Annotated in this window: 21 protein-coding genes; 19 read left to right on the top strand and 2 right to left on the bottom strand. The window is 58.5% G+C overall.

Annotated features, from left to right (window positions below; genetic code table 11):
• Positions 1-20: 20 nt before the first annotated feature.
• From atpG to ACFO3S_RS15920, 3 genes are all read left to right on the top strand, one after another.
• Positions 21-881, top strand: a complete 861-nt coding sequence (gene atpG / locus ACFO3S_RS15930; protein ID WP_378098116.1) for an ATP synthase F1 subunit gamma — start codon at positions 21-23, stop codon at positions 879-881.
• A gap of 216 nt (positions 882-1097) precedes the next feature.
• Positions 1098-2510 carry a F0F1 ATP synthase subunit beta gene (gene atpD, locus ACFO3S_RS15925; RefSeq protein WP_378098113.1) on the top strand — a complete coding sequence of 471 codons (1413 nt, stop codon included), beginning with the start codon at positions 1098-1100 and terminating at the stop codon, positions 2508-2510.
• A 27-nt stretch (positions 2511-2537) separates the two neighbouring features.
• Entirely contained in the window at positions 2538-2939 is a 402-nt protein-coding gene (locus ACFO3S_RS15920; protein WP_378098110.1) for a F0F1 ATP synthase subunit epsilon, read from the top strand.
• Between the two features lie 90 nt (positions 2940-3029).
• Here ACFO3S_RS15920 and ACFO3S_RS15915 read toward each other — a convergent pair whose 3' ends face one another.
• Positions 3030-3371, bottom strand: coding sequence for a hypothetical protein (locus ACFO3S_RS15915; RefSeq protein ID WP_378098107.1), 342 nt, complete (start codon positions 3369-3371; stop codon positions 3030-3032).
• Between the two features lie 11 nt (positions 3372-3382).
• Here ACFO3S_RS15915 and ACFO3S_RS15910 point away from each other — a divergent pair, with 11 nt between their 5' ends.
• The 16 genes from ACFO3S_RS15910 (at position 3383) to murA (ending at position 19884) form a co-directional block, all read left to right on the top strand.
• Positions 3383-3586 carry a hypothetical protein gene (locus ACFO3S_RS15910; protein ID WP_378098104.1) on the top strand — a complete coding sequence of 68 codons (204 nt, stop codon included), beginning with the start codon at positions 3383-3385 and terminating at the stop codon, positions 3584-3586.
• Positions 3587-4611: 1025 nt separating this feature from the next.
• Positions 4612-5046 (top strand): Dps family protein, encoded by a 435-nt coding sequence (locus tag ACFO3S_RS15905; protein WP_378098101.1) that lies wholly within the window; start codon positions 4612-4614, stop codon positions 5044-5046.
• A gap of 319 nt (positions 5047-5365) precedes the next feature.
• On the top strand, positions 5366-5737 hold the full coding sequence (locus ACFO3S_RS15900; RefSeq protein WP_378098098.1) for an NADH-quinone oxidoreductase subunit A: 372 nt from the start codon (positions 5366-5368) through the stop codon (positions 5735-5737).
• Positions 5722-6240 (top strand): NuoB/complex I 20 kDa subunit family protein, encoded by a 519-nt coding sequence (locus ACFO3S_RS15895; protein ID WP_378098095.1) that lies wholly within the window; start codon positions 5722-5724, stop codon positions 6238-6240. The genes ACFO3S_RS15900 and ACFO3S_RS15895 overlap by 16 nt, the downstream gene beginning before the upstream one ends.
• On the top strand, positions 6237-7199 hold the full coding sequence (locus ACFO3S_RS15890; RefSeq protein ID WP_378098092.1) for an NADH-quinone oxidoreductase subunit C: 963 nt from the start codon (positions 6237-6239) through the stop codon (positions 7197-7199). Before ACFO3S_RS15895 ends, ACFO3S_RS15890 begins: the two co-directional genes overlap by 4 nt.
• A 6-nt stretch (positions 7200-7205) precedes the next feature.
• Entirely contained in the window at positions 7206-8306 is a 1101-nt protein-coding gene (locus ACFO3S_RS15885) for an NADH-quinone oxidoreductase subunit D (protein WP_378098090.1), read from the top strand.
• Positions 8306-9313, top strand: a complete 1008-nt coding sequence (nuoH, locus tag ACFO3S_RS15880) for an NADH-quinone oxidoreductase subunit NuoH (protein ID WP_378098087.1) — start codon at positions 8306-8308, stop codon at positions 9311-9313. Before ACFO3S_RS15885 ends, nuoH begins: the two co-directional genes overlap by 1 nt.
• 13 nt (positions 9314-9326) lie before the next feature.
• Positions 9327-9773, top strand: coding sequence for an NADH-quinone oxidoreductase subunit NuoI (nuoI, locus tag ACFO3S_RS15875; protein WP_378098084.1), 447 nt, complete (start codon positions 9327-9329; stop codon positions 9771-9773).
• Between the two features lie 3 nt (positions 9774-9776).
• A complete protein-coding gene (locus ACFO3S_RS15870; RefSeq protein WP_378098081.1) occupies positions 9777-10301 on the top strand; it encodes an NADH-quinone oxidoreductase subunit J in 525 nt (174 codons plus the stop codon).
• Between the two features lie 2 nt (positions 10302-10303).
• Positions 10304-10606, top strand: coding sequence for an NADH-quinone oxidoreductase subunit NuoK (gene nuoK, locus ACFO3S_RS15865; protein ID WP_378098305.1), 303 nt, complete (start codon positions 10304-10306; stop codon positions 10604-10606).
• 4 nt (positions 10607-10610) lie between these two features.
• Positions 10611-12479, top strand: a complete 1869-nt coding sequence (gene nuoL / locus ACFO3S_RS15860) for an NADH-quinone oxidoreductase subunit L (RefSeq protein ID WP_378098078.1) — start codon at positions 10611-10613, stop codon at positions 12477-12479.
• A complete protein-coding gene (locus tag ACFO3S_RS15855) occupies positions 12479-14092 on the top strand; it encodes a complex I subunit 4 family protein (protein WP_378098075.1) in 1614 nt (537 codons plus the stop codon). Before nuoL ends, ACFO3S_RS15855 begins: the two co-directional genes overlap by 1 nt.
• A 1-nt stretch (position 14093) precedes the next feature.
• Positions 14094-15629, top strand: a complete 1536-nt coding sequence (locus ACFO3S_RS15850) for an NADH-quinone oxidoreductase subunit N (RefSeq protein WP_378098072.1) — start codon at positions 14094-14096, stop codon at positions 15627-15629.
• A gap of 212 nt (positions 15630-15841) precedes the next feature.
• Positions 15842-17944, top strand: a complete 2103-nt coding sequence (locus ACFO3S_RS15845) for a S8 family serine peptidase (RefSeq protein ID WP_378098069.1) — start codon at positions 15842-15844, stop codon at positions 17942-17944.
• A 62-nt stretch (positions 17945-18006) separates the two neighbouring features.
• The gene (locus tag ACFO3S_RS15840) at positions 18007-18267 is read left to right on the top strand and encodes a DUF1146 domain-containing protein (RefSeq protein ID WP_378098065.1); all 261 of its coding nucleotides are present in this window, start codon (positions 18007-18009) and stop codon (positions 18265-18267) included.
• A 231-nt stretch (positions 18268-18498) separates the two neighbouring features.
• Positions 18499-19884, top strand: coding sequence for a UDP-N-acetylglucosamine 1-carboxyvinyltransferase (gene murA / locus ACFO3S_RS15835; RefSeq protein WP_378098062.1), 1386 nt, complete (start codon positions 18499-18501; stop codon positions 19882-19884).
• Positions 19885-19979: 95 nt separating this feature from the next.
• Here the strand turns inward: murA and ACFO3S_RS15830 are convergent, their stop codons facing one another.
• Complete coding sequence (locus tag ACFO3S_RS15830) at positions 19980-20642, bottom strand: transposase (RefSeq protein ID WP_378098059.1); 663 nt, start codon at positions 20640-20642, stop codon at positions 19980-19982.
• Positions 20643-20882: the final 240 nt, after the last annotated feature.

Raw genomic sequence — 20882 nt, 5'->3', positions numbered from 1 at the left:
GCAATAAGGTGGTGAAACGATTGGCTAAAGGGATGCGCGAAATCAAGCGCTCGATTCGAAGCAAGCAGAGCATGAAGCAAATCACGAAGGCGATGGAACTGGTCGCGGCCTCCAAGCTTAGAAAAGCGCAAGAGGCAGCGGTCTCCTCCCGTCCCTACACGGATAAATTGAAGGAAGTCGTCTCCAGCATCGCCTCGGCTTCGGGAGGCAGCAAGCACCCGATGCTCCAAAGCCGTCCGATCAAGCGGACCGCCTACCTGGTCATCACGTCCGACCGCGGGCTTGCCGGAGGCTACAACGCCAACATTTTGCGAAAAGTGCTGCAGACGATCAAGGAGAACCACCAATCTCCAGAGGAGTATGCGGTCTTCGCCATCGGGCGCAAGGGGCGCGATTTCTTCGCGCGCCGGGGAGTTCCGCTGGTGGACCAGGTGACCGGGTTGTCCGACTCGCCGAAGTTCTCCGACATCAAGGAGGTTGCGGAAAAGGCGGTCGCAGGCTTCGAAGCCGGAACGTACGACGAGCTGTACTTGGCTTACAACGAGTTCCGCAACGCGATCGTCCAGATTCCGACGCTTAAGCGGCTTCTGCCTCTCAGCGACATGACTTCGTCCGAGAGCAATAACGACTACGAATACGAGCCTTCGGCCGAAGAGGTGCTTAACGTCTTGCTGCCGAGGTACGCCGAGACGCTGGTCTTCAGCGCGGTGCTGGAAGGCAAGGCCAGCGAATTCGGGGCTCGGATGACGGCGATGGGCAACGCGACGAAAAATGCGACGAAGATGATCGCGGAGCTGACGCTGCACTACAACCGTGCCCGTCAGGCGGCTATCACGCAGGAAATCTCCGAGATCGTTGCCGGAGCGAACGCACAGCAATAACATTCGTGACGATTGGTTTCCCGCCCCCAGGGCATGAACTCAATTGGACCGTGACGATCAAGCGCGGGGCCCGAAGGCGCGGCTCGTTGATCGCAGCAACAGTGGCAATCACCGCAGTGGCCCGAGGCGTCGCTCGTTGATCGCACCATTTGTGCGGATCAACCGCAGACGCCAGGGGCGGAGCTCGTTGATCGCACCATTTTAGGAGGTAAATCCATGAGCAAAGGACGCGTTGTCCAGGTCTTGGGGCCGGTTGTCGACATCGAGTTCGACCACGGTCACCTGCCTGACATTCTCAATGCGATTAAAATCGAAGCAAAAACCGATAGCGGCGTCGAAGTCAACCTGACGGTTGAAGTGGCGACGCACCTCGGCGACAACCTCGTCCGGACAGTGGCCATGTCTTCTACGGACGGGTTGGTCAGAGGGATGGAAGCTGTAGATCTGGGCGTTCCGATTACGATCCCGGTCGGACCGGCGACGCTGGGCCGGGTATTCAACGTACTGGGCGACCCGATCGACGGACAAGGAACGGTCGACCGCACGAGCACGAATCCGATTCACCGTCCGGCTCCGTCGTTCGAAGAACTGACGACCCAGACGGAAATGCTCGAGACGGGCATCAAGGTCGTCGACCTGCTGGCTCCTTACACCAAGGGCGGAAAGATCGGTCTGTTCGGCGGCGCGGGCGTCGGCAAGACGGTTCTCATGCAGGAGCTGATTCATAACATCGCATCCGAGCACGGCGGGATCTCCGTATTCGCGGGCGTAGGGGAGCGTACCCGGGAAGGGAACGACCTGTACCACGAGATGACGGAATCCGGCGTTATCGCGAAGCTGGCGATGGTGTTCGGCCAGATGAACGAGCCTCCGGGCGCGCGTATGCGCGTTGCCCTGACGGGTCTGACGATGGCGGAATATTTCCGCGATCAAGAGGGCCGCGACGTTCTTCTGTTCGTCGACAACATTTTCCGCTTTACCCAAGCGGGCTCGGAAGTATCCGCCCTCCTCGGCCGTATGCCTTCCGCGGTTGGTTACCAACCGACGCTGGCTACCGAGATGGGTCAACTGCAAGAGCGGATCACCTCTACGAAAAAAGGCTCCGTCACGTCGATCCAAGCGATCTACGTTCCGGCGGACGACTATACGGACCCGGCTCCGGCTACGGCGTTCGCTCACTTGGACGCCACTACGAACCTGGAGCGTAACATTGCCGCGATGGGGATCTTCCCGGCGGTTGATCCGCTGGCGTCTTCCTCCCGGATTCTCGCTCCGGAAATCGTTGGCGAAGAGCACTACAACGTGGCACAGGGCGTGAAGAAGCTGCTGCAGCGCTACAAGGAGCTTCAAGACATTATCGCCATCCTCGGGATGGACGAGCTGTCCGACGAAGACAAGCAAGTCGTGCACCGCGCTCGCCGCGTGCAATTGTTCCTGTCCCAACCGCTGCACGTCGCAGAGGCGTTCAACGGCATTCCGGGCGTCTATGCTCCGATCAAAGAAACGATCCGCAGCTTCAAGGAAATCCTCGAAGGGAAGTACGACCATCTTCCGGAGCCGGCTTTCCACAACGTCGGCGTCATCGAGGAAGCGGTCGAGAAAGCGAAGAAGCTTGCTGCTGAGGTGTAATCCGGCGGCCGGTTTGGAGGGATCGATATGAGTACCTTAAGGTTGGAGATCGTCACTCCGGAGCGCAAGGTTTACGAGAAAGACGTGAATATGGTCGTCGCCAGAGGCGTGGACGGAGAGCTTGGCGTTCTGCCGAACCATATTCCTCTGGTTACGCCGCTGAAAGTGGCTCCGGTGAAAGTCAAGATCGGCAATTCGAGCGAGACGATTGCCGTTCATGGCGGATTCATGGAAGTGCGTAAAGACAAGGTCGTCATTCTGGCCGATGCCGCGGAGCTTGGCGCGGATATCGACGTCTCCCGCGCCCGTCTTGCCAAGGAGCGCGCAGAGCGCCGTCTGGCGCAGAAGCAGGCGGAGATCAACGCCGTGCGCGCCGAAATGGCGCTGCAGCGGGCTATGGCTCGGCTGGAAGCGGTCGAGAAGCAATAAGAAGATTCGATTCGTTCGCAAGCCGTTCGGCTGGAGATTCTATCTCCTCCGGACGGCTTGTTTTGCTTTGGGCGGAAGCGCGGCCCGTCTCTAGTTCAGCCGCGGAACGAGGCGGTGCGCTTGCTCGGTATCCCCATCGCTCATGGACGCCTGCGCGTTGCTCATATCCCCATCGCTCATGGAAGTCTGTATGCTGCTCGTATCCCCGTCGCTCATGGACGTCTGCATGCAGCTCGTATCCCCGTCGCTCATGGAAGTCTGCATGCTGCTCGTATCCCCGTCGCTCATGGACGTCTGTATGCTGCTCGTATCCCCGTCGCTCATGGACGTCTGTATGCTGCTCGTATCCCCGTCGCTCATGGACGTCTGTATGCTGCTCGTATCCCCGTCGCTCATGGAAATCTGTATGCTGCTCGTATCCCCATCGCTCATGGACGGTCTGCATGCTGCTCGTATCCCCGTCGCTCATGGAAGTCTGCATGCTGCTCGTATCCCCGTCGCTCATGGACGTCTGCATGCAGCTCGTATCCCCATCGCTCATGGACGTCTGTATGCTGCTCGTATCCCCATCGTTCATGGAAGTCTGCATGCTGCTCGTATCCTCGTCGCTCATGGAAATCTGTATAGCTCATACCAACCCGCGCTAGCCCACCAATCCACGCCAGCCCACGTCAACTCGATCCAACCTACGCCAACACACTCTCACTCGGGCCAACACACGCCACACAGCTAACGTAACGGTTGCCAGCGACGCTAATCGTGCCGTTTTCGCAATATAGAGATTTTAACGGTTGCAATCGCCGCTATTTTACCTGAACACGCGCCGTTTCGCTCGATACCCCCCAAATAAGCGCTGTGGCAACCGTTAGCTTTTTGTTTTTCGAGAAAACGATTGATTAAGCGCCACTGCAACCGTTAGACGTTGAAGGGGGGATGCTCGCCGTCGATCGCATACGACAACAGCTTGATCTGACAACATTGGGGGGGAGTATGGGTGAACCTGAGCGAACGGGATTATGGAGACAGGATGGGAAGGCGGCGTGGACTCTGAGCGAACGGGATTATGGAGACAGGATGGGAAGGCGGCGTGGACTCTGAGCGAACGGGATTATGGAGACAGGATGGGAAGGCGGCGTGGACTCTGAGCGAACGAGATTATGGCGACAGGAGGGAAGGCAGCGTAGACTCTGAGCGAACGGGATTATGGCGACAGGAGGGGAAGGCGGCGGTTGATTCTGAGCGAACGGGATATGGCGACAGGAGGGAAGGCAGCGTAGACTCTGAGCGAACGGGATTATGGCGACAGGAGGGGAAGGCGGCGGTTGATTCTGAGCGAACGGGATATGGCGACAGGAGGGGAAGGCAGCGTGGATTCTGAGCGAACGGGATTATGGAGACAGGATGGGAAGGCAGCGTGGACTCTGAGCGAACGGGATTATGGCGACAGGAGGGGAAGGCGGCGGTTGATTCTGAGCGAACGGGATATGGCGACAGGATGGGAAGGCGGCGTGGATTCTGAGCGAACGGGATTATGGCGAAAGGAGGGAAGGCGGCGCCGATTCCGAGCGAATGGGATAAGCACGCGCCCCAGTGACTGATCTCACTGATTCTTTTTGACAAGGAGGGGTACATTATAGGCAGGCAGGAAAAGTCTGAAGAAGGAGGAGCTGGAATGAGCACGTTAACGGATTCGTTGAACGTTCAGCTGTCGAATTGGGCGGTGCTGTATATTAAGCTTCACCATTATCACTGGTATGTGAAGGGGCCGCATTTTCCGGTGCTTCATGCCAAGTTTGAGGAGCTTTACGAGATGGCCGCTGTCAAGCTGGATGAGCTGGCGGAGAGAATACTCTCGATCGAGGGCAGCCCGGTGTCGACGATGAAGGAGTTTTTGACGCACGCCACGATCAAGGAAGCGGACAAAGCAAGAAGCGAGAACGATATGCTTACAGCGACGATTGAGGATCTGAAGGAACTGATCCAGGGTCTGAAAGACTCGGCGGCAATCGCGGAATCTGCCGAGGATACGGCGACTTCGGATATGCTGACCGGGCAGGTGGAGGAGCTTCAAAAGCAGGTCTGGATGCTGAGATCGACGCTGGCCTAACACGAAAAACAACAGGAGAACCGCCCGGCGAACGCTTGGCGGTTTTTGCCTCGGCTTGGACGTACGGGGCGAGGTCGCCCGGCTTTGGAGCGCGAATCGGACGACTAGGAGGGACGGGAAGAGCATATAGATGACTGTAGAGAGACCGTTGGCTGACGCCCCATTCCCGTCATTCTACATCCGAAAAGTGCGTTTTCTAGCGGCGCTCGAACGGTCGACGATTTCCGTCCGTTACCAATGAAAACGCTTTTTCCATGGACTTGATTGGGAGCATTTGTTATAATTATGGGGTAAATTTACCGTTTGCGGAGGCGTTGCAGTGGACAATTATATCAACTCATACGTCATTGTTACCGTCTTCCTCGCTCTAGGTATTTTGTTTCCGATTTTCGTATTGTGGCTCGGCTCCGTCCTTAGGCCCCGAAAGCCTACCGAAGAGAAGATGACCACCTACGAGAGCGGCAACGAGCCTGTAGGAGACAGCCAGATCCGCTTTAACGTCCGGTATTATTTGTACGCGCTTATGTTTGTCGTATTCGATGTAGAAACCGTATTTTTGTACCCTTGGGCCGTAGCTTACAATAAGCTTGGTCTATTTGCGTTAGTCGAGATGCTGATTTTCGCGGGCTTGCTGCTCGTCGGCCTTGTGTATGCATGGAGAAAGAAGGTGTTCAAATGGAACTCGATTTAGCGAACGTATCCCCGGAGGACCGGAAGGAAGTGGAGCGCAACGTTTTCTTTGGCACCATTGAACAGTTGAAGGGGTGGGCGCGCAGCAATTCGCTGTGGCCGCTGACCTTCGGTTTGGCATGCTGCGCAATCGAGATGATGGCCGCGGGCGGTGCGCATTACGATCTGGACCGCTTTGGCGTTATGTTCCGGACGTCGCCCCGGCAGGCCGACGTCATGATCGTCTCGGGCACGGTGACCAAGAAAATGGCGCCGCTGCTCAAGCGCCTATACGATCAGATGCCCGAGCCCAAATGGGTCATCGCGATGGGATCTTGCGCGACAGCGGGCGGGCCTTACGTAAAGTCCTACTCGGTCGTGAAGGGCGTGGACCAGATCGTTCCCGTCGACGTCTATATCCCCGGCTGCCCGCCGAATCCCGCCGCACTGATCTACGGGATTAACAAGCTGCAGGCGAAAATTCGCTACGAGGCGAAAACCGGGAAGCAGGTGGTCGGCCAATGAGCGAGGAGAATAAGCGGGACGAAGCTCCTGATCCGAATATGCCGGCGGCCGAGGGGACGAAGCCTCCCGATTCGCAAGAGCACTCGACGGCCCAGTTGGAGCAGCAAGAGTCGGCGGCTTTAGCAGAGGCCCCTCAGGCTGAATCGGCGGCGGAAGAGGCGTCGCAGGCAGCGCCGCAGCCGGCCGCGTCCGCGCCGCCCGAGAAGCCGGCGGAGCCAGCGGCAGAGAAAGCGGCCGAGCCGGCGACCCCGGCTCCTCCGGCGGCGGCAGGCGAGGGAGAAGCGCCGCCGCCTCGCCGGAAGGAGACGGACGAGGAGAAGGCGGCCAGGCGCAAAGCCGCGCTGGAAGCGCGCGAAGCGGCCAAGGCGGCAGCGGCTCAGGCTGCGGCGCAAGCCGCTCAAGCTTCGCAAGGAGGCGCTCCCGCCAAAGCGGCGGGCGACGGAGAAGGCTCGGGAGCCGAAGAGCCGCCCAAGCCCCCGTCGCCGAACCAGCCCCGGCTCGATCGGGTTGCGGCGCTGCTGCGCGAGCTGATCGCGGACGACGCGGTGGAGGAAGCTTATATCAACGAAGCGAACGATCATCTGCCGACGCTGGTCGTCAAAAACGAGCGGTGGGCGCAAGCGGCGAGGCTGTTCCGCGACCACGCGGAGCTCGCTTGCAACTATTTGCGCAACGTATCCGGAGTAGATTACGAGACTTATATGGAAGTCGTCTATTATCCTTGGAATATGAACGCTCGCGAAGGCTATTGCGTGAAGGTCCGCGCGGACCGCGAGCATCCTTCGGTCGCTTCCGTCACTCCCGTCTGGGAGACGGCGAACTGGAACGAAAGAGAGATCTACGATCTGCTGGGCGTCGACTTCCCGGGCCATCCGGATCTTAGACGCATCATGATGCCCGACGACTGGGTCGGACATCCGCTTCGCAAAGACTACGTTCCGCTGGACCCGGAGGTGTAAGATTACGTGATTCGTACTGAAGAGCTGCTGCTTAACGTTGGTCCTCAGCATCCGAGCACGCACGGCGTGTTTCGGATCATCGTCAAGCTGGACGGGGAAATCATCACGGAAGCCACCCCTGTGATGGGGTATCTGCATCGCGGTACGGAGAAACTGGCGGAGAACTTGAACTTCACGCAAATCGTTCCTTACACCGACCGGATGGACTACGTCTCGGCGATGACGAACAACTACGTTCTCTGTCATGCGGTAGAGAAGATGATGGGACTGGAAATACCGGAACGGGCGGAGTTTCTGCGCCTGATCGTCATGGAGCTTCAGCGGGTCGCCAGCCATCTCGTCTGGTGGGGAACTTATTTGCTGGACATCGGAGCCCTTAGTCCGTTCCTGTACGCGTTCAGCGACCGGGAGCGCGTACTGGGGCTGTTCAATGAACTGTGCGGCGCCAGGCTGACCTACAATTATATGCGGGTCGGCGGGGTAAAATGGGACGCGCCCGAAGGCTGGATCGACCGCGTCAAGACGTTCGTCAAGGATATGCACTACCGTCTGGACGAATATCACAATCTGGTCAGCGGCAACGAGATTTTCCTGTCGCGGGTGAAGGGGATCGGCCGATACGACGCCGAGACGGCCATCAGCTACGGCTTGTCCGGAGCGAATCTGAGGTGCACGGGCGTACAATGGGATCTGCGCAAGGCGGAGCCGTACAGTCTGTACGACCGTTTCCAGTTCGACGTGCCGGTCGGCAAGAACGGAGATTGCTACGACCGCTACCAAATTCGCGTCGCGGAGATCGAGCAGAGTCTGCGCATTCTGGAGCAGGCGCTGGAGCAATTTCCGGGCGAGGGAGAGACGATGGGGAAGGTTCCCCGCGTCATCCGGCCTCCGGCCGGCGAGATCTATGTCCGCATCGAGTCGCCTCGCGGGGAGATCGGCTGCCACATCGTATCCAAAGGCAAGGCGGAGCCGTATCGGCTCAAATTTCGCAGGCCGTCGTTCGTTAATCTGCAAATCCTGCCCAAGCTGCTCGTCGGCGAGAGCATGACGAACCTCGTGACGATTCTCGGCGGGATCGATATCGTGCTTGGGGAGGTTGACTGCTGATGCAACGCTTCTGGGATGAGCCCTTGAGCTGGGGCAACGCGGCGATCTTCGTCGCGGGGGGAATCGGCGTGCTGGCAGTCGTGATCGTGTTCGTCACGTACGCGATCTACTTCGAGCGCAAGGTCATCGGCTGGATGCAGTATCGCAAAGGACCGAACCGCACGGGGCCGCTCGGACTGCTGCAGACGGTGGCCGACGTCGCCAAGCTGCTGCTGAAGGAGGATACGATTCCGCGCAAGGCCGACCGGGGATTGTTCATCCTGGCGCCGGTGCTTGCCTTCATTCCTTCGTTTCTGGTGCTGGCTTTTATACCTTACTCGATGAATTTGCAGTTTGCCGATCTGAACGTGGGCTTCCTCTATTACATCGCGCTGTCCGGAATTACGACGATCGCGATCGTCATCGCCGGCTGGGCGTCCAATAACAAGTATTCTCTGCTCGGGGGCATGCGGTCGGCCGCGCAGATGATCAGCTACGAGGTTCCGCTCGTCATGTCGGTCGTAGGCGTCGTCATGATGACCGGCAGTCTGAATCTTCGGGAGATCGTGCTGGCGCAGAGCGGATATTTCTGGCATTGGAACTTCCTGCCGCAAATTCTCGGCTTCGGCATCTTCATCATCGCGGCGGTATCCGAGCTGAACCGCACGCCGTTCGACCTGCCGGAGGCGGAATCCGAGCTGGTCGCCGGTTATCACGTCGAATACAGCGGATTCCGCTTCGCGTTTTTCATGCTGTCGGAATACATCTATGTGTACGCCATCGCCTGCCTGACGACGATTTTGTTTCTCGGGGGCTGGAACGCGCCGTTGCCGCAGCTTGATTTTATACCGGAGCTGGTCTGGTTTTTCCTGAAGTTTGCCTTTATCGTCTTCTTCCTGTTCTGGCTGCGGGCGACGTTCCCCCGGCTTCGCGTCGACCAACTGATGGGAATGGCGTGGAAGGTGCTGCTGCCGCTGGCGATTCTTAATGTTTTCTTGACGGCAATCGGTTTAGAATTGATGGGATAGGAGGGCGGTCGCCATGAAAGGCATGCTCAAAGGACTAGGCGTGACCCTGAAAACGATGGGGACAAAGAAGGTGACGTACGCGTATCCCGACATCCCGATCCAGATGCCGGAGAGGTTTCGCGGAATTCAGTACTTCGAACCCGACAAATGCATCGTGTGCAACCAGTGCGCGCGCATCTGTCCGACCGACTGCATCACGCTGTCGGGCAAGCCCAACCCGGATCCGGAGAAGAAAGGGAAGGTCATCGACACGTTCGACGTCAACTTCGAGATTTGCATCCTCTGCGATCTGTGCACGGAGGTTTGTCCGACCGAGGCGATCGTCATGACGAACAATTTCGAGCTGGCGGCTTACAGCCGGGACGAACTGTTCAAGGACAAACAGTGGCTGTTCGACAACAATAAGAACATTCGGCTGGACAACAACAACATCGGCTCTCCGAAAGGAGGCGCCAAGTAAACGGTGTTCAACTTTAACATCGAGCTCACGGGGGAATTCGTCGCCTTTTTCCTCCTGTCCGTATGCGCGATCGTCGGAGCGGTGCTAGCCATCAATTTTACGAAGGTCGTGCATACGACGCTGTCGGTCGCTTTCACCTTCATTTCCCTGGCCGGACTGTACGTCGTGCTGGAAGCGGAGTTTCTCGCCTTCGTTCAAGTGCTTCTGTACGTCGGCGCGATTACGATTCTGATGATCTTCGGCATTATGATGACGAAGCACGACGGAGAAGGGCGGGAGCCGCCGAGGCCGCTGCTGGAGACGCTGGCGGCGGTCGGCTGCATCAGCCTGTTCGGCATTCTGTTCTTCTCGATTCGCAACTCGAGCTTTCCGGCCGAGCCGGCCGCTCTCGCGGAAAATAATACGCAAGAAATCGGACTTCTGCTGTTCACGAAATACGCGATACCGTTCGAGCTGACCTCCGTTCTGCTGACGGTTGCCTTCATCGGAGCGATCGCTCTGGCGAAAAGAGAGGAGGGGGAGGAATGAGCATGCTGTCCTCCTACTTGACGCTGGCGGCGGTCTTGTTCTGCATCGGGCTGTACGGGGTGCTGACGAAGCGCAACGCGATCATCGTGCTGATCTCGATCGAGCTGATGCTTAACGCCGCGAACCTCAACCTGATCGCTTTCTCCAAATACGGAGCGCTCCCGTCGCTGACGGGGCAAATCTTCTCCCTGTTCACTATCTCGGTCGCGGCGGCGGAGGCCGCGGTCGGCATTGCGATCCTGATCGTCTTCTATCGCAGCCGGGTTACGGTGAACGTGGACGAATTCGACGAGTTGAGGAGGTAACTTCATGAACACCTTCTTTACCGAATACGCCTGGCTCATTCCGTTGTTTCCGATCGCAGCGTTTCTTATTCTGACGGCGGCCGGCAAGGCGTTAAGAAGAGCGGGGGCCTGGATCGGCACGATCGCGTCTCTCGTCTCGCTGGCGTTCGCCGCGTGCCTCGCCGTAGAGAGAGTATCGGGCAATGCTCCGGAGTTCAGCCAGTCATTCGAATGGATCGAGATCGGCAGCGTGAAGCTGACGGCCGGCTTCGAGGTGACGAACCTGTCCACGCTGATGCTGGTCGTCGTCACGCTGGTGGCGTTCCTGGTCAATCTGTACTCGCAGGGATATATGAAGGAAGACGACAGAATCTCGACCTTCTACGCCTATGTCGCTTTGTTCACTGGCTCTATGCTGGGTCTGGTGCTCTCCGACAATCTTCTCACCTTCTATATTTTCTGGGAGCTCGTCGGGGTCTGCTCCTTCCTGCTGATCGGATTCTGGTACCGGAAGCCGGAAGCGCGGGCAGCGGCCAAGAAAGCTTTTATCGTCACGAGGATCGGCGACCTGGGCCTCCTGATCGCGATTCTGCTGCTGTTCTGGTACATGCCGGGACACGCTCTGGACTTTACGTCGCTGCATAACGTGTTCGACACGCAGGGCGGCGTCATCTCCACCGGCATAACGACATTGATCGCGCTGCTGATCTTCCTTGGAGCCGTCGGCAAGTCCGGGCAGTTCCCGCTGCACGTCTGGCTGCCGGATGCGATGGAAGGGCCGACGCCGATCAGCGCCTTGATCCACGCGGCGACGATGGTCGCGGCCGGCGTGTTTCTGGTGGCGCGGACGTTCGATATTTTCGAGGCGTCGCAGGTTGCGATGAATACGGTCGCGATCGTCGGCGCGTTCACGGCGATCTTCGCGGCGACGATCGCTGCGGCGCAGAACGATATCAAGCGGATTCTGGCCTTCTCCACGGTCAGCCAGTTGGGCTACATGATGCTGGCGCTGGGCGTCGGCTCCGTCACGGGAGCGATGTTCCATCTGTTCACGCACGCCTTCTTCAAGGCGCTGCTGTTTCTCGGAGCGGGCAGCGTTATCCATAGCGTACATACGCAGGACATCCGGGAGATGGGCGGCCTGGGCGGCAAGATGAAGATCACCGCATGGACGTTCGGCATCGGAGCGTTGGCGCTGTCGGGCATTCCGCCGCTATCCGGCTATTGGTCCAAGGACGCGATCCTGACCGCCGCCCTGGAGCGGCAGCCGCTTCTGTTCGTCGTCGGACTGGTCGCGGCGTTCTTCACCGCTCTGTACATGGCAAGGCTGTTCTTCCTCGTCTTCGCGGGCAAGCCGAGAGAGGGGCAAGCGGCCAATGAATCTCCTTCGGTTATGAAGATTCCGCTGATCGCGCTAGCGGTTCTGGCCGTCATCGCCGGCTTCGTGGAGACGCCCTTCAGCGGCTGGCTGGGCGGCTGGCTGCTCGGAACGGACGCGGAGCATCACGTCAGCGCTCTGGTGATGATCGTATCGGCGGCGGTCGGCCTTCTGGGCCTTTACATCGGCTGGCTGATGTACGCCAAGGGCACGATTCGCAGAGACGCGGTCTCGTCTCGCGTTCCCGGTCTCGTTCGCGTGCTGGAACGAAAATATTATATCGACGAGCTTTATCAAGCGGCGTTCGTTAAACCGCTGCACGGGCTCGGCAGGCTGCTCGAGCTGTTCGACGAGCACGTCGTCGACGGCCTGGTCCGGCTGTCCGGCTATGCGGTAGCCGGGGTCGGCCGGCTGAATACGAGGCTGCAGAGCGGGCAGGTTCAAGCTTACGCTCTGACCGCTGTCATCGGCATCGTCGTACTTATGCTCGCGATTGCCGGAAGGAGGTTCTGGTAATGCCGGAGAACCTGCCGATTCTTTCCCTGATTACGTTTGCGCCGCTGGTCGGCGCGTTCCTCGTGCTCTTGCTGCCCGGAGGCAGAGGAAACTGGCTGCGAGGGACGGCGATCGCTTTTACGGTTATCCCGCTTCTCCTGACCCTGTGGCTGTATGCGTCTTACCAGCCGGCCGCAGGCGGAGGGGCCTTCGAGGAACGGCTAACCTGGTTGGCGATTCCGCTGAACATCGAGGGACTTGGCGGAGGAATCGCATCGCTGAAGCTAAGCTTCGAATATCATCTGTCGGTGGACGGCATCTCCATGCCGCTGCTGCTGCTGACAAGCATCGTCTCGACGATGTCGGCGCTCGCGTCCGTTCATATCCGCAAGCGCCGGAAAACTTATTATGCCTTGTTCCTGCTGCTTTTAACGGGCATTTACGGCGTTTTCCTGGCCCGGGATCTGGTCTTGTTCTTTATCTTCTTCGAAGTGACGCTAATCCCGATGTTCTTCCTGATCGGCATCTGGGGGTACTACGGCCGGGAGAAGGCGGCGACCCGTTTTCTCGTCTATAACGGCTTGGGTTCGGCGGCTATGCTGCTGGCGTTCCTTCTTCTTGTCGCTACGCTCGGCTTCAGCTCCGTCGACGGGATGAACTGGACGTTTTCCGGCAACTACGATACTCTGCTGAACAACCTGGGAGACGCGAACGCGTTCGCGAATACCGATACGGAGCAGATGAAGTACTACGGCTGGTTCCTGTCGGAAAACATGCGCTGGGCGGCGTTCCTGCTGCTGCTGGTCGCCTTCGGAATCAAGGTGCCGATCTTCCCGTTCCATACGTGGATGCTGAAGGTCCATACCGAAGCGCCTCCTGCGGTCGTCATGATCCACTCGGGCATTTTGCTGAAGATGGGCGTCTACGGATTGATTCGCTTCGCTCTGCATCTGTTTCCCGAGCAGGCGCATTCGTGGACGACGGTGTTCGCCGTTCTCGGCGTCGTGAACATTTTGTACGGGGCGATTCTCGCCTGTGTGCAGACCGAATTCAAGCTGGTTCTCGCCTACTCGAGCATTAGCCATATGGGCATCGTGCTGCTGGGCATCGCCTCGCTGGGAGAGGTCGGCCTGCAGGGCGCGATCTTCCAATCGGTGTCTCACGGCTTGATCTCCGCGCTGCTCTTCCTGGTCGTAGGCAGCATCTACGAGCGCACGGGGACGACGGAGCTGGGCGAGCTGGGGGGACTCGCCAAAGCGATGCCGTTCATGTCCGGCATTCTGCTGCTTGCGGGACTCGCCTCTCTCGGACTGCCGGGACTGTCGGGCTTCGTTGGCGAATTTCTCTCGTTCCTGGGGCTGTTCGGATCGATGAAGGCGTTGACGGCGGTCGGCGTGCTGGGCATTCTGTTCGCCGCGATCTATGTGCTGCGCAGCGTTCTCTCCATCACCTACGGAGAAATGCCGGAGAAATATAGCGGGCTGAAGGACGCCCGCTTTGTCGAAGCGCTGCCGATGGTCGCTCTGTCGGCGCTGATCGTTCTGCTGGGCGTCTATCCTTCGCTGCTGACGGATCTGATGCAGAACGGCTTCGGCGGGCTGCTGGAACAATTACAGACGAGGGTGGGGGGATAACATGGAAACGAAGCTCGCTTTAACGTGGAGCGATTTGTGGTACGTGACCCCCGAACTGATCTTGACCGGGTTTGCCGTCGTTCTGACTTTGCTGGATCTGATTCTTCCCCGGAGGGTCAACCAGAACGTAATCGGCTGGCTGACGCTGGTCGGCTTGCTCGTATCGGGCGTGTTCGTCGTTCTGCTGATGAACGAGACGAACGGCGGCGAATCGGGAGCCGTTCAGCTGCTGGCCGGAAGCTATCGCATCGACGACTTTGGGAATGTCTTGAAGCTCATGTTCCTCGGGGCGTCCGCTTTTATCGTCTTCTCATCGCTTGGAGCGGTGAAGGACGAAGACGTCCCGATCAAAGGAGAGATGTATTCTCTTGTGCTTCCGGCGGCGCTGGGCGCGATGGTCATGGCCTCGTCCGGAGACTTGATTACGCTGTTCGTCGGCCTGGAGCTTCTCAGCATTACCTCCTACATTCTGGTGGGCGTGCGGAAAAGGAATCGATTGTCCGGCGAGGCGGCGTTCAAATACTTCGTCGTCGGAGGCACGGCTTCGGCTTTCATCTTGTACGGCATGTCCTTCCTGTACGGTGTGACGGGTTCGACCAACGTCGTCGAAATCCGGGAGGGACTCGGCTTCGCGCTGCAGAACGCCGAAATGCTGCTCTACGTCAGCTTTTTCCTGATGATTGCGGGCTTCGCGGTTAAGCTGGCGCTGGCTCCGTTCCATGCGTGGTCGCCGGACGTCTATCAAGGGGCGCCGACGCCGGTGACGGCGTTCCTGGCCGTCGTGGCCAAGGGCGCGGCGTTTGCGATGCTGTATCGCATTTTTATGAATTCGGCGTATTTCGTTCCGGCGAGCGAATCTTATCTTCAGCAGGACGTATTCCTCGGCCTGAGCGTGCTGGCTGCCGCCGCGATGATCGTCGGCACGGCGGGAGCGCTTCGCCAGCGCAACGTCAAGAGGCTGCTGGCTCTGTCCGGTGTGGCGAATGCCGGCATTCTGCTGACTCCGCTCGCTCTCGGGTTTGCGGAGCTGCATACGTCGATGTTCTCGGAGTTCGTCTATTACTTGATCGCCTACGCCTTCATGAATATCGGGGCCTTCTCCGTGCTGCTGCTCGTGACCCGGGAGACCGGCAACGAGACGGTGTCCGGCTTCGCGGGACTGTACCACCGGGCTCCGTGGACGGCGGCGGCGATGACCGTGCTGCTCTGCTCGCTGGCAGGGCTGCCGGTGACTGGCGGATTTTTCGGCAAGCTGTTTATTCTGTTCGGCACGATCCAGACGAAGACGTACTGGCTGGCGGCCATTCTGCTCGTGACGACGGTCGTCTCGTATGCGGTCTACTTCACGCTGATCCGGCAGATGTACATGAGAAGCGGAGAAACGGATTCGGGCATCAAGCTGACGGGACCGGCCGCGATCACGATCTGGATCTGCGCGGTCGCGACGCTCGCGCTCGGGTTCCTGCCCGTGCCGATTCTCAACTGGATCGACGGCTTGTTCTCGATTCAGGTCGACTTTTTAATTCCAAGAGGCTAGCAGGCTGAATCCCGTCAAGCCGCCGGAACGCATCCGTTCCGGCGGCTTTTTCCTAATAGAATGACAAATTGCGACCTTAGTCCCGATTTTTTCGCAAAAAGCAGGGAATTGGTCGTCAAAAATCGAAAGAGTAAACGATATCAGAAATATGTCAATCGGGCCTGATACAATAATAAGGAAACGCAACCGTTGCGGAAGGTGGGGATGCTGCGATGGTCAGAAAAGGCAATCGCTACGGCGCGGGAGCACGTTCGCTCGGAACGGGCAGACGGATCGCGCTGACGGCTCTGTCCGCTCTCCTATGCGGTTCTGTCGTGTTCGTTTCTCCGATCTCGGATACAAAAGTCACGAAGGCGCAGTCGAACGTACATACCCAAGCGATCGGAACGGATGTTATCCGGAACGCGCCGGCTCTCATTGCGCCTGATCCTGAGTTTATCAAAACGATCGGCATCTCGGAGGCTTGGGCGCTGCTGGATCGCGATGTCACGTCGACGATCGCGATTATTGATACGGGGATCGATTATCAACACCCGGAGCTCAAGCCCTATCTGCTGCCGGGCATCAATCTGATCGACAGCCGCAAATCCGCCCAGGACGACAACGGGCATGGGACGGCGGTCGCAGGGGTGATCGCGACGGCGGCCAGAGTCGGGGAGTTCTCGCCGGGGCGGGGCCGTTGGAAGGGCAAGCTGCTGCCCGTCAAGGCGCTCGACGAATTCGGCGCGGGCAACGAGGAGAAGCTGACGCAGGGCATCCGTCTAGCGGTAAACCAAGGAGCCGACATTATCGTGCTTTCCCTGGGTCTCAGGAGGGATGCGCTCACTCTGCGGGATGCGGTCGCTTATGCGGAAAGCCAGGGCGTGCTGCTCATTGCCGCCAGCGGCAACGATGCAGCCATCTTCGGAGAGGCGGCCGCCGTTCAGTACCCGGCCGCTTATCCAAGCGTCCTCTCCGTCGTCGGCATCGAAGGTAATCGGGCTGTCTCGTCGTCGACCGCCGGACCGGAGAACGACATTGGGGCCCCGTGGCGGGTACAGACGATGGCGATCGGCGGCGGGGGCATCGAGATGGAGGGCACGTCTATGGGCGCTCCGCAGATCGCCGTAGTAGCGGCGATGCTGAAGGCCGCCCATCCGGATTGGAAGCCGCTTCGCATACGCGAGACGCTGCGCAGATCGGCAACACCGTTAAACGTGCTTCGTCCCTGGGCTCCAAATACCGGATACGGGCTAGTGTCGGCGACGAAGGCGCTGCTCGCTGACGACACGCTCGATTGGCGGGAGTCGAACAACTCGCGAGCCCGCGCGAGCGAGTTTCCGCTCGGGGCGGAGGTGGCCGGAGTATGGGAAGGAAGGTCGGAAGCGGACTGGTTCGTTTTCGAGGCGATGTATGACGGCGTGTTCAGCCTGTCCGGCGACAATGGCAAATTCTCGCTGTACGGCTCCGACGGCAAAGCGATTCCGCCGGAGAAGACGACTCCGGAGGGCGTGCTGGCGCAGTGGCCGGTGAAGAAGGGCCGCAACTGGCTGCTCACGCAGATGCCGGACCATGCAAGAGGATCGACGATTCCGTATCGTCTCGTATCCGGCTTCTCCATGAACCCCGACGCCAGCGAGCCGAACGATACGTCGGCTTCCGCCGCAGTGCTGCCGGCTCGCAACCAGCAATGGACGGGAACGTTCCATCGCCGGGGGGACGTCGATTGGTTTGTCGTCACGCTGCCCAAGCCGGGGACGCTTAAGCTGACGATCACGCCGGACACGACGAGAATCGATCCGGAGCTGCGCATTCACCCGGCCGGAGGAAAAATGATTCTGGTCGACGAGCGCGGCGACGGGGGCATCGAGTACGGCGTCGTCAACAACGCTAAAGCGGGCAAGTATTATTTTAGAATTTCCAATGCGGTTTCTTCAAATCCGGAAGCGGTAATCGGGACATATGTCGCGGCAATGGAATATATTACCGAGAAAGAGGATTTATACGAGCCGAACGACACCGCGCTCTCCGCAACGCCTATTTCCTTCGGCAAAGGCTACAACGGCCTGATTCAGACGATAGGCGACCAGGACTGGTACCGATTTACGCTGACGAAGAAAACGACAGTAAAGCTCGGCGTATCCAACATTCCGTCGCCGATGGGAATGAGCGTTGAATTGCGGGATAAGAAGCTGCAAACCCTACAGAAATGGAACAACGGGAACGAACAGAAATCGATCAGCGGAGAAGTCGCGTTGTCTCCGAACACTTATTATATTCGGGTGACTGGGGACAGGTCTAACCGAAATCAGTATTATACGCTTAAGCTTGAATAGCGGTGGCGGCTCGGGATGGAGAGCGAAAGGCGCTCTGAACCGGGCGGAAGGAGTCGTCGGGCATGGGAAATGATGCGGGAATGTTCGAGCTGGCCGGATGGAATGGGTTATTCTCGATCTTCGTAACGTTAGGCTGCGTTGTCGTGGCCTGGATCGTCCTGCAGGAGGTTCGCTGGGAGAAGATCGCGCGCGATCCGCGGGGACCGAAGGTCCGCGTGCTGCATCTGCTGGCAGCGATCGGACTAGGGCACTTGGTTTCCCGATTCGTGTTGGACTACTGGAGTTGGGTCGGCACGCTGAAATGGCTGTTCAGCAGCGGTTAGCCGTCTTTTTAACCCGATATTCGTGAAAAAACGCGATATTGGGCAATAATATATAAACCCAAGGAATTAAACATTGAGGCTCGAATGACGTCGAATGTCGGCTGTTTGTCCCAGAAAATGCCGCTTGTGTCAATGTTGAACGAAGTGGTATGATAAAATTTGGGTTTTTCGGAGTCGGTTATATTTGCCAGTGCTTCGGAATGAATCTATTACGCGCGGAGGGAACCACCCATGAGCAAAATCATCGTCCGCGGCGGACGCACCCTATCGGGAACAGTCCGCGTGCACGGCGCAAAAAATTCCGTCCTTCCGATCCTGGCCGCCTCTTTGCTGGCGGAGCAAGGATCAAGCGTCATTCATGACGTTCCCGCCCTGGACGATGTTAAGAACATTCTTCAAGTGCTCGCGGCTTTGGGGGTTTACGCGCAGCATCAAGACGACAGCGTACGGTTGAATGCGGAATCCCTGACTTCCTGGGAAGCTCCGTACGAGCTGGTAAGAAAAATGCGCGCATCGTTTCTGGTCATGGGGCCGCTGCTGGCCCGCGTAGGCAAGGTGCGAATCTCGCTGCCCGGAGGCTGCGCTATCGGCACACGTCCGATTGACCAGCATCTGAAGGGCTTCGAAGCGATGGGAGCGGAGATCGGATTCGGACAAGGATCCATCGAAGCGACTGTAAAAGGGAAATTGCGGGGGGCCAGAATTTATCTGGACATTGCGAGCGTCGGCGCTACAGAGAACATTATGATGGCGGCGACGACTGCAGTCGGAACGACCGTTATAGAGAATGCGGCCAAAGAGCCGGAGATCGTGGATCTGGCCAACTATCTGAATGCGATGGGGGCCAAAGTTCGCGGAGCAGGCACCGGAGTCATTCGGATCGAAGGGGTAGAAAAGCTTCATGCGGCAGAGCATCAGGTGATCCCTGATCGGGTCGAGGCCGGCACCTATATGATCGCCGCTGCGATTACGGGCGGAGATGTCTATGTAGAAGGCGCTATTCGCGACCATCTCGGTCCGATTATTGCCAAGCTGGAAGAAATGGGCGTACTCGTCGATTGCGATGAGAACGGCATTCGCGTCTGTGCGTCGAAGCCGCTTCGCGCTGTCGACGTGAAAACTTTGCCTTATCCGGGGTTTCCGACCGATATGCAGGCGCAGATGATGACGCTGCTGCTGGTGGCGGACGGAACCAGCATTGTGACGGAGACGGTTTTTGAAAATCGGTTTATGCATGTTGACGAACTGATTAAAATGGGCGCCGAGATTAAAGTGGACGGACGCACGGCAATTGTCACGGGCGGTACGAAGCTCTCCGGAGCCAGCGTATGCGCAACGGACTTGCGAGCCGGAGCGGCCCTGATCTGCGCCGCGTTGGCCGCAGACGGCAATACGGAAGTCGGCGGCGTGCACCATATCGAGCGGGGGTACGTGAACATCGTTAACAAGCTGGCGGGTCTGGGGGCCGAAATTTATCGTGCGCCGTCGCCGGAAGAAGTGCTGGAGGAGTCCGAAAAGGCCGCTCTTCAGCCCGACAACCTGATGAAGCAGTTCGAGCAGCGCGCAGCGGCATCGGCGGAAGTCGTTATCCGCAACATACAACCGACGCTGGCTTAATCGGCGTTCGGGGCATCGGACTTACGCGTTCTCATACTTAGCCGCTATCGAATGTATCGCCCCTGGGCCTCCTCGGCTCGGGGGTTTTTTGCTTTTCAGGCATCGGCGGAGCTAGCCGGTCTCCCTTCGCGAAGCCTCCCGTACTCGTTTAAGGTGTAGATCGTCGTGCAGGCGCCAAGTATCAGCTTGCTGAGCGCCGCGACAGGCCGGTGGGCGTTGTTGCTTCGGAATCGGTACTCGTAATAATAGTACAGCCGGTTCCACTTGGACACGCGGGGACCGTAATTATCGCGAATGAAGGCCCGGGCCTTCCTGCACATCCCCAGCATGGCTCTGCGCACAACCGGCTGCTGGGCGGAACGGTTCTCGCGCTTCCAGAAGTCGAGCAGGGGCGTAAACTCCGACTTATGCATGGCAAGCCGGATCTTGCGAAGCAGTCTTGCGGCGGTACGATGCTGGATGCGAAGCGCATGGGCCAGTCTGCGTGCGGAACAGCGATGTCCCGAAGCGACCCAATAAAGCGCGACCATCCAGTAACGCAAGGGGAGCTTGGTGCGGTGCATGAGCGTATTGGCCGTAATGGAGGTCTGCGTCTTGCAGTTGGCGCACTCGTACACGTTCCGCGTCTTGATCAAGCTGTAGCGCATCTCTCCGCACTTGGTGCAGATAAAGCCGCGAGGCCAACGGGAAGCGAACAAATAGTCGCGGCAAGCCTGCTCGTCCGGAAACTGTGCCATAAACCTCCGAATGGACGCCATCCGATCTTCCCTCCCACTTTTCTCCAATAGAACGTTTGTTCCTATTTTTATTATACCAAACATACGTTCCCTTTTCAACTCTATTTTGTGAAATTTTTGGAAGGGCGGTCACGACGATTTCTCGATTTTTGCTTACCTGAGTGAATGGCAGATGGAGGCGTTTCGTTGGAGAGCGGGCGGGAATTAGAGCCGGAAAGCTGGGGAAGAACCGAGTCAGGCGAGGGGGGCGAGCTAGCGGGG

This window comes from Cohnella hongkongensis (assembly GCF_042654645.1).
GTDB classification, from domain to species: Bacteria; Bacillota; Bacilli; order Paenibacillales; family Paenibacillaceae; genus Cohnella; species Cohnella hongkongensis.
The sequence above is the reverse complement of the archived record's forward strand: the minus strand, read 5'-3'. Positions and strand labels throughout refer to the sequence as shown.

Coding starts and splice junctions, on each gene's coding strand:
- ACFO3S_RS15915 (WP_378098107.1), bottom strand. CDS start 3,371: ATGAGCGATGGGGATACGAGCAGCATACAGATTTCCATGAGCGACGGG.
- nuoL (WP_378098078.1), top strand. CDS start 10,611: ATGAACACCTTCTTTACCGAATACGCCTGGCTCATTCCGTTGTTTCCG.
- ACFO3S_RS15855 (WP_378098075.1), top strand. CDS start 12,479: ATGCCGGAGAACCTGCCGATTCTTTCCCTGATTACGTTTGCGCCGCTG.
- ACFO3S_RS15850 (WP_378098072.1), top strand. CDS start 14,094: ATGGAAACGAAGCTCGCTTTAACGTGGAGCGATTTGTGGTACGTGACC.
- nuoK (WP_378098305.1), top strand. CDS start 10,304: ATGCTGTCCTCCTACTTGACGCTGGCGGCGGTCTTGTTCTGCATCGGG.
- ACFO3S_RS15830 (WP_378098059.1), bottom strand. CDS start 20,642: ATGGCGTCCATTCGGAGGTTTATGGCACAGTTTCCGGACGAGCAGGCT.
- ACFO3S_RS15845 (WP_378098069.1), top strand. CDS start 15,842: ATGGTCAGAAAAGGCAATCGCTACGGCGCGGGAGCACGTTCGCTCGGA.
- ACFO3S_RS15910 (WP_378098104.1), top strand. CDS start 3,383: ATGCTGCTCGTATCCCCGTCGCTCATGGAAGTCTGCATGCTGCTCGTA.
- nuoH (WP_378098087.1), top strand. CDS start 8,306: ATGCAACGCTTCTGGGATGAGCCCTTGAGCTGGGGCAACGCGGCGATC.
- atpD (WP_378098113.1), top strand. CDS start 1,098: ATGAGCAAAGGACGCGTTGTCCAGGTCTTGGGGCCGGTTGTCGACATC.
- ACFO3S_RS15920 (WP_378098110.1), top strand. CDS start 2,538: ATGAGTACCTTAAGGTTGGAGATCGTCACTCCGGAGCGCAAGGTTTAC.
- nuoI (WP_378098084.1), top strand. CDS start 9,327: ATGAAAGGCATGCTCAAAGGACTAGGCGTGACCCTGAAAACGATGGGG.
- ACFO3S_RS15890 (WP_378098092.1), top strand. CDS start 6,237: ATGAGCGAGGAGAATAAGCGGGACGAAGCTCCTGATCCGAATATGCCG.
- ACFO3S_RS15905 (WP_378098101.1), top strand. CDS start 4,612: ATGAGCACGTTAACGGATTCGTTGAACGTTCAGCTGTCGAATTGGGCG.
- ACFO3S_RS15895 (WP_378098095.1), top strand. CDS start 5,722: ATGGAACTCGATTTAGCGAACGTATCCCCGGAGGACCGGAAGGAAGTG.
- ACFO3S_RS15840 (WP_378098065.1), top strand. CDS start 18,007: ATGGGAAATGATGCGGGAATGTTCGAGCTGGCCGGATGGAATGGGTTA.
- murA (WP_378098062.1), top strand. CDS start 18,499: ATGAGCAAAATCATCGTCCGCGGCGGACGCACCCTATCGGGAACAGTC.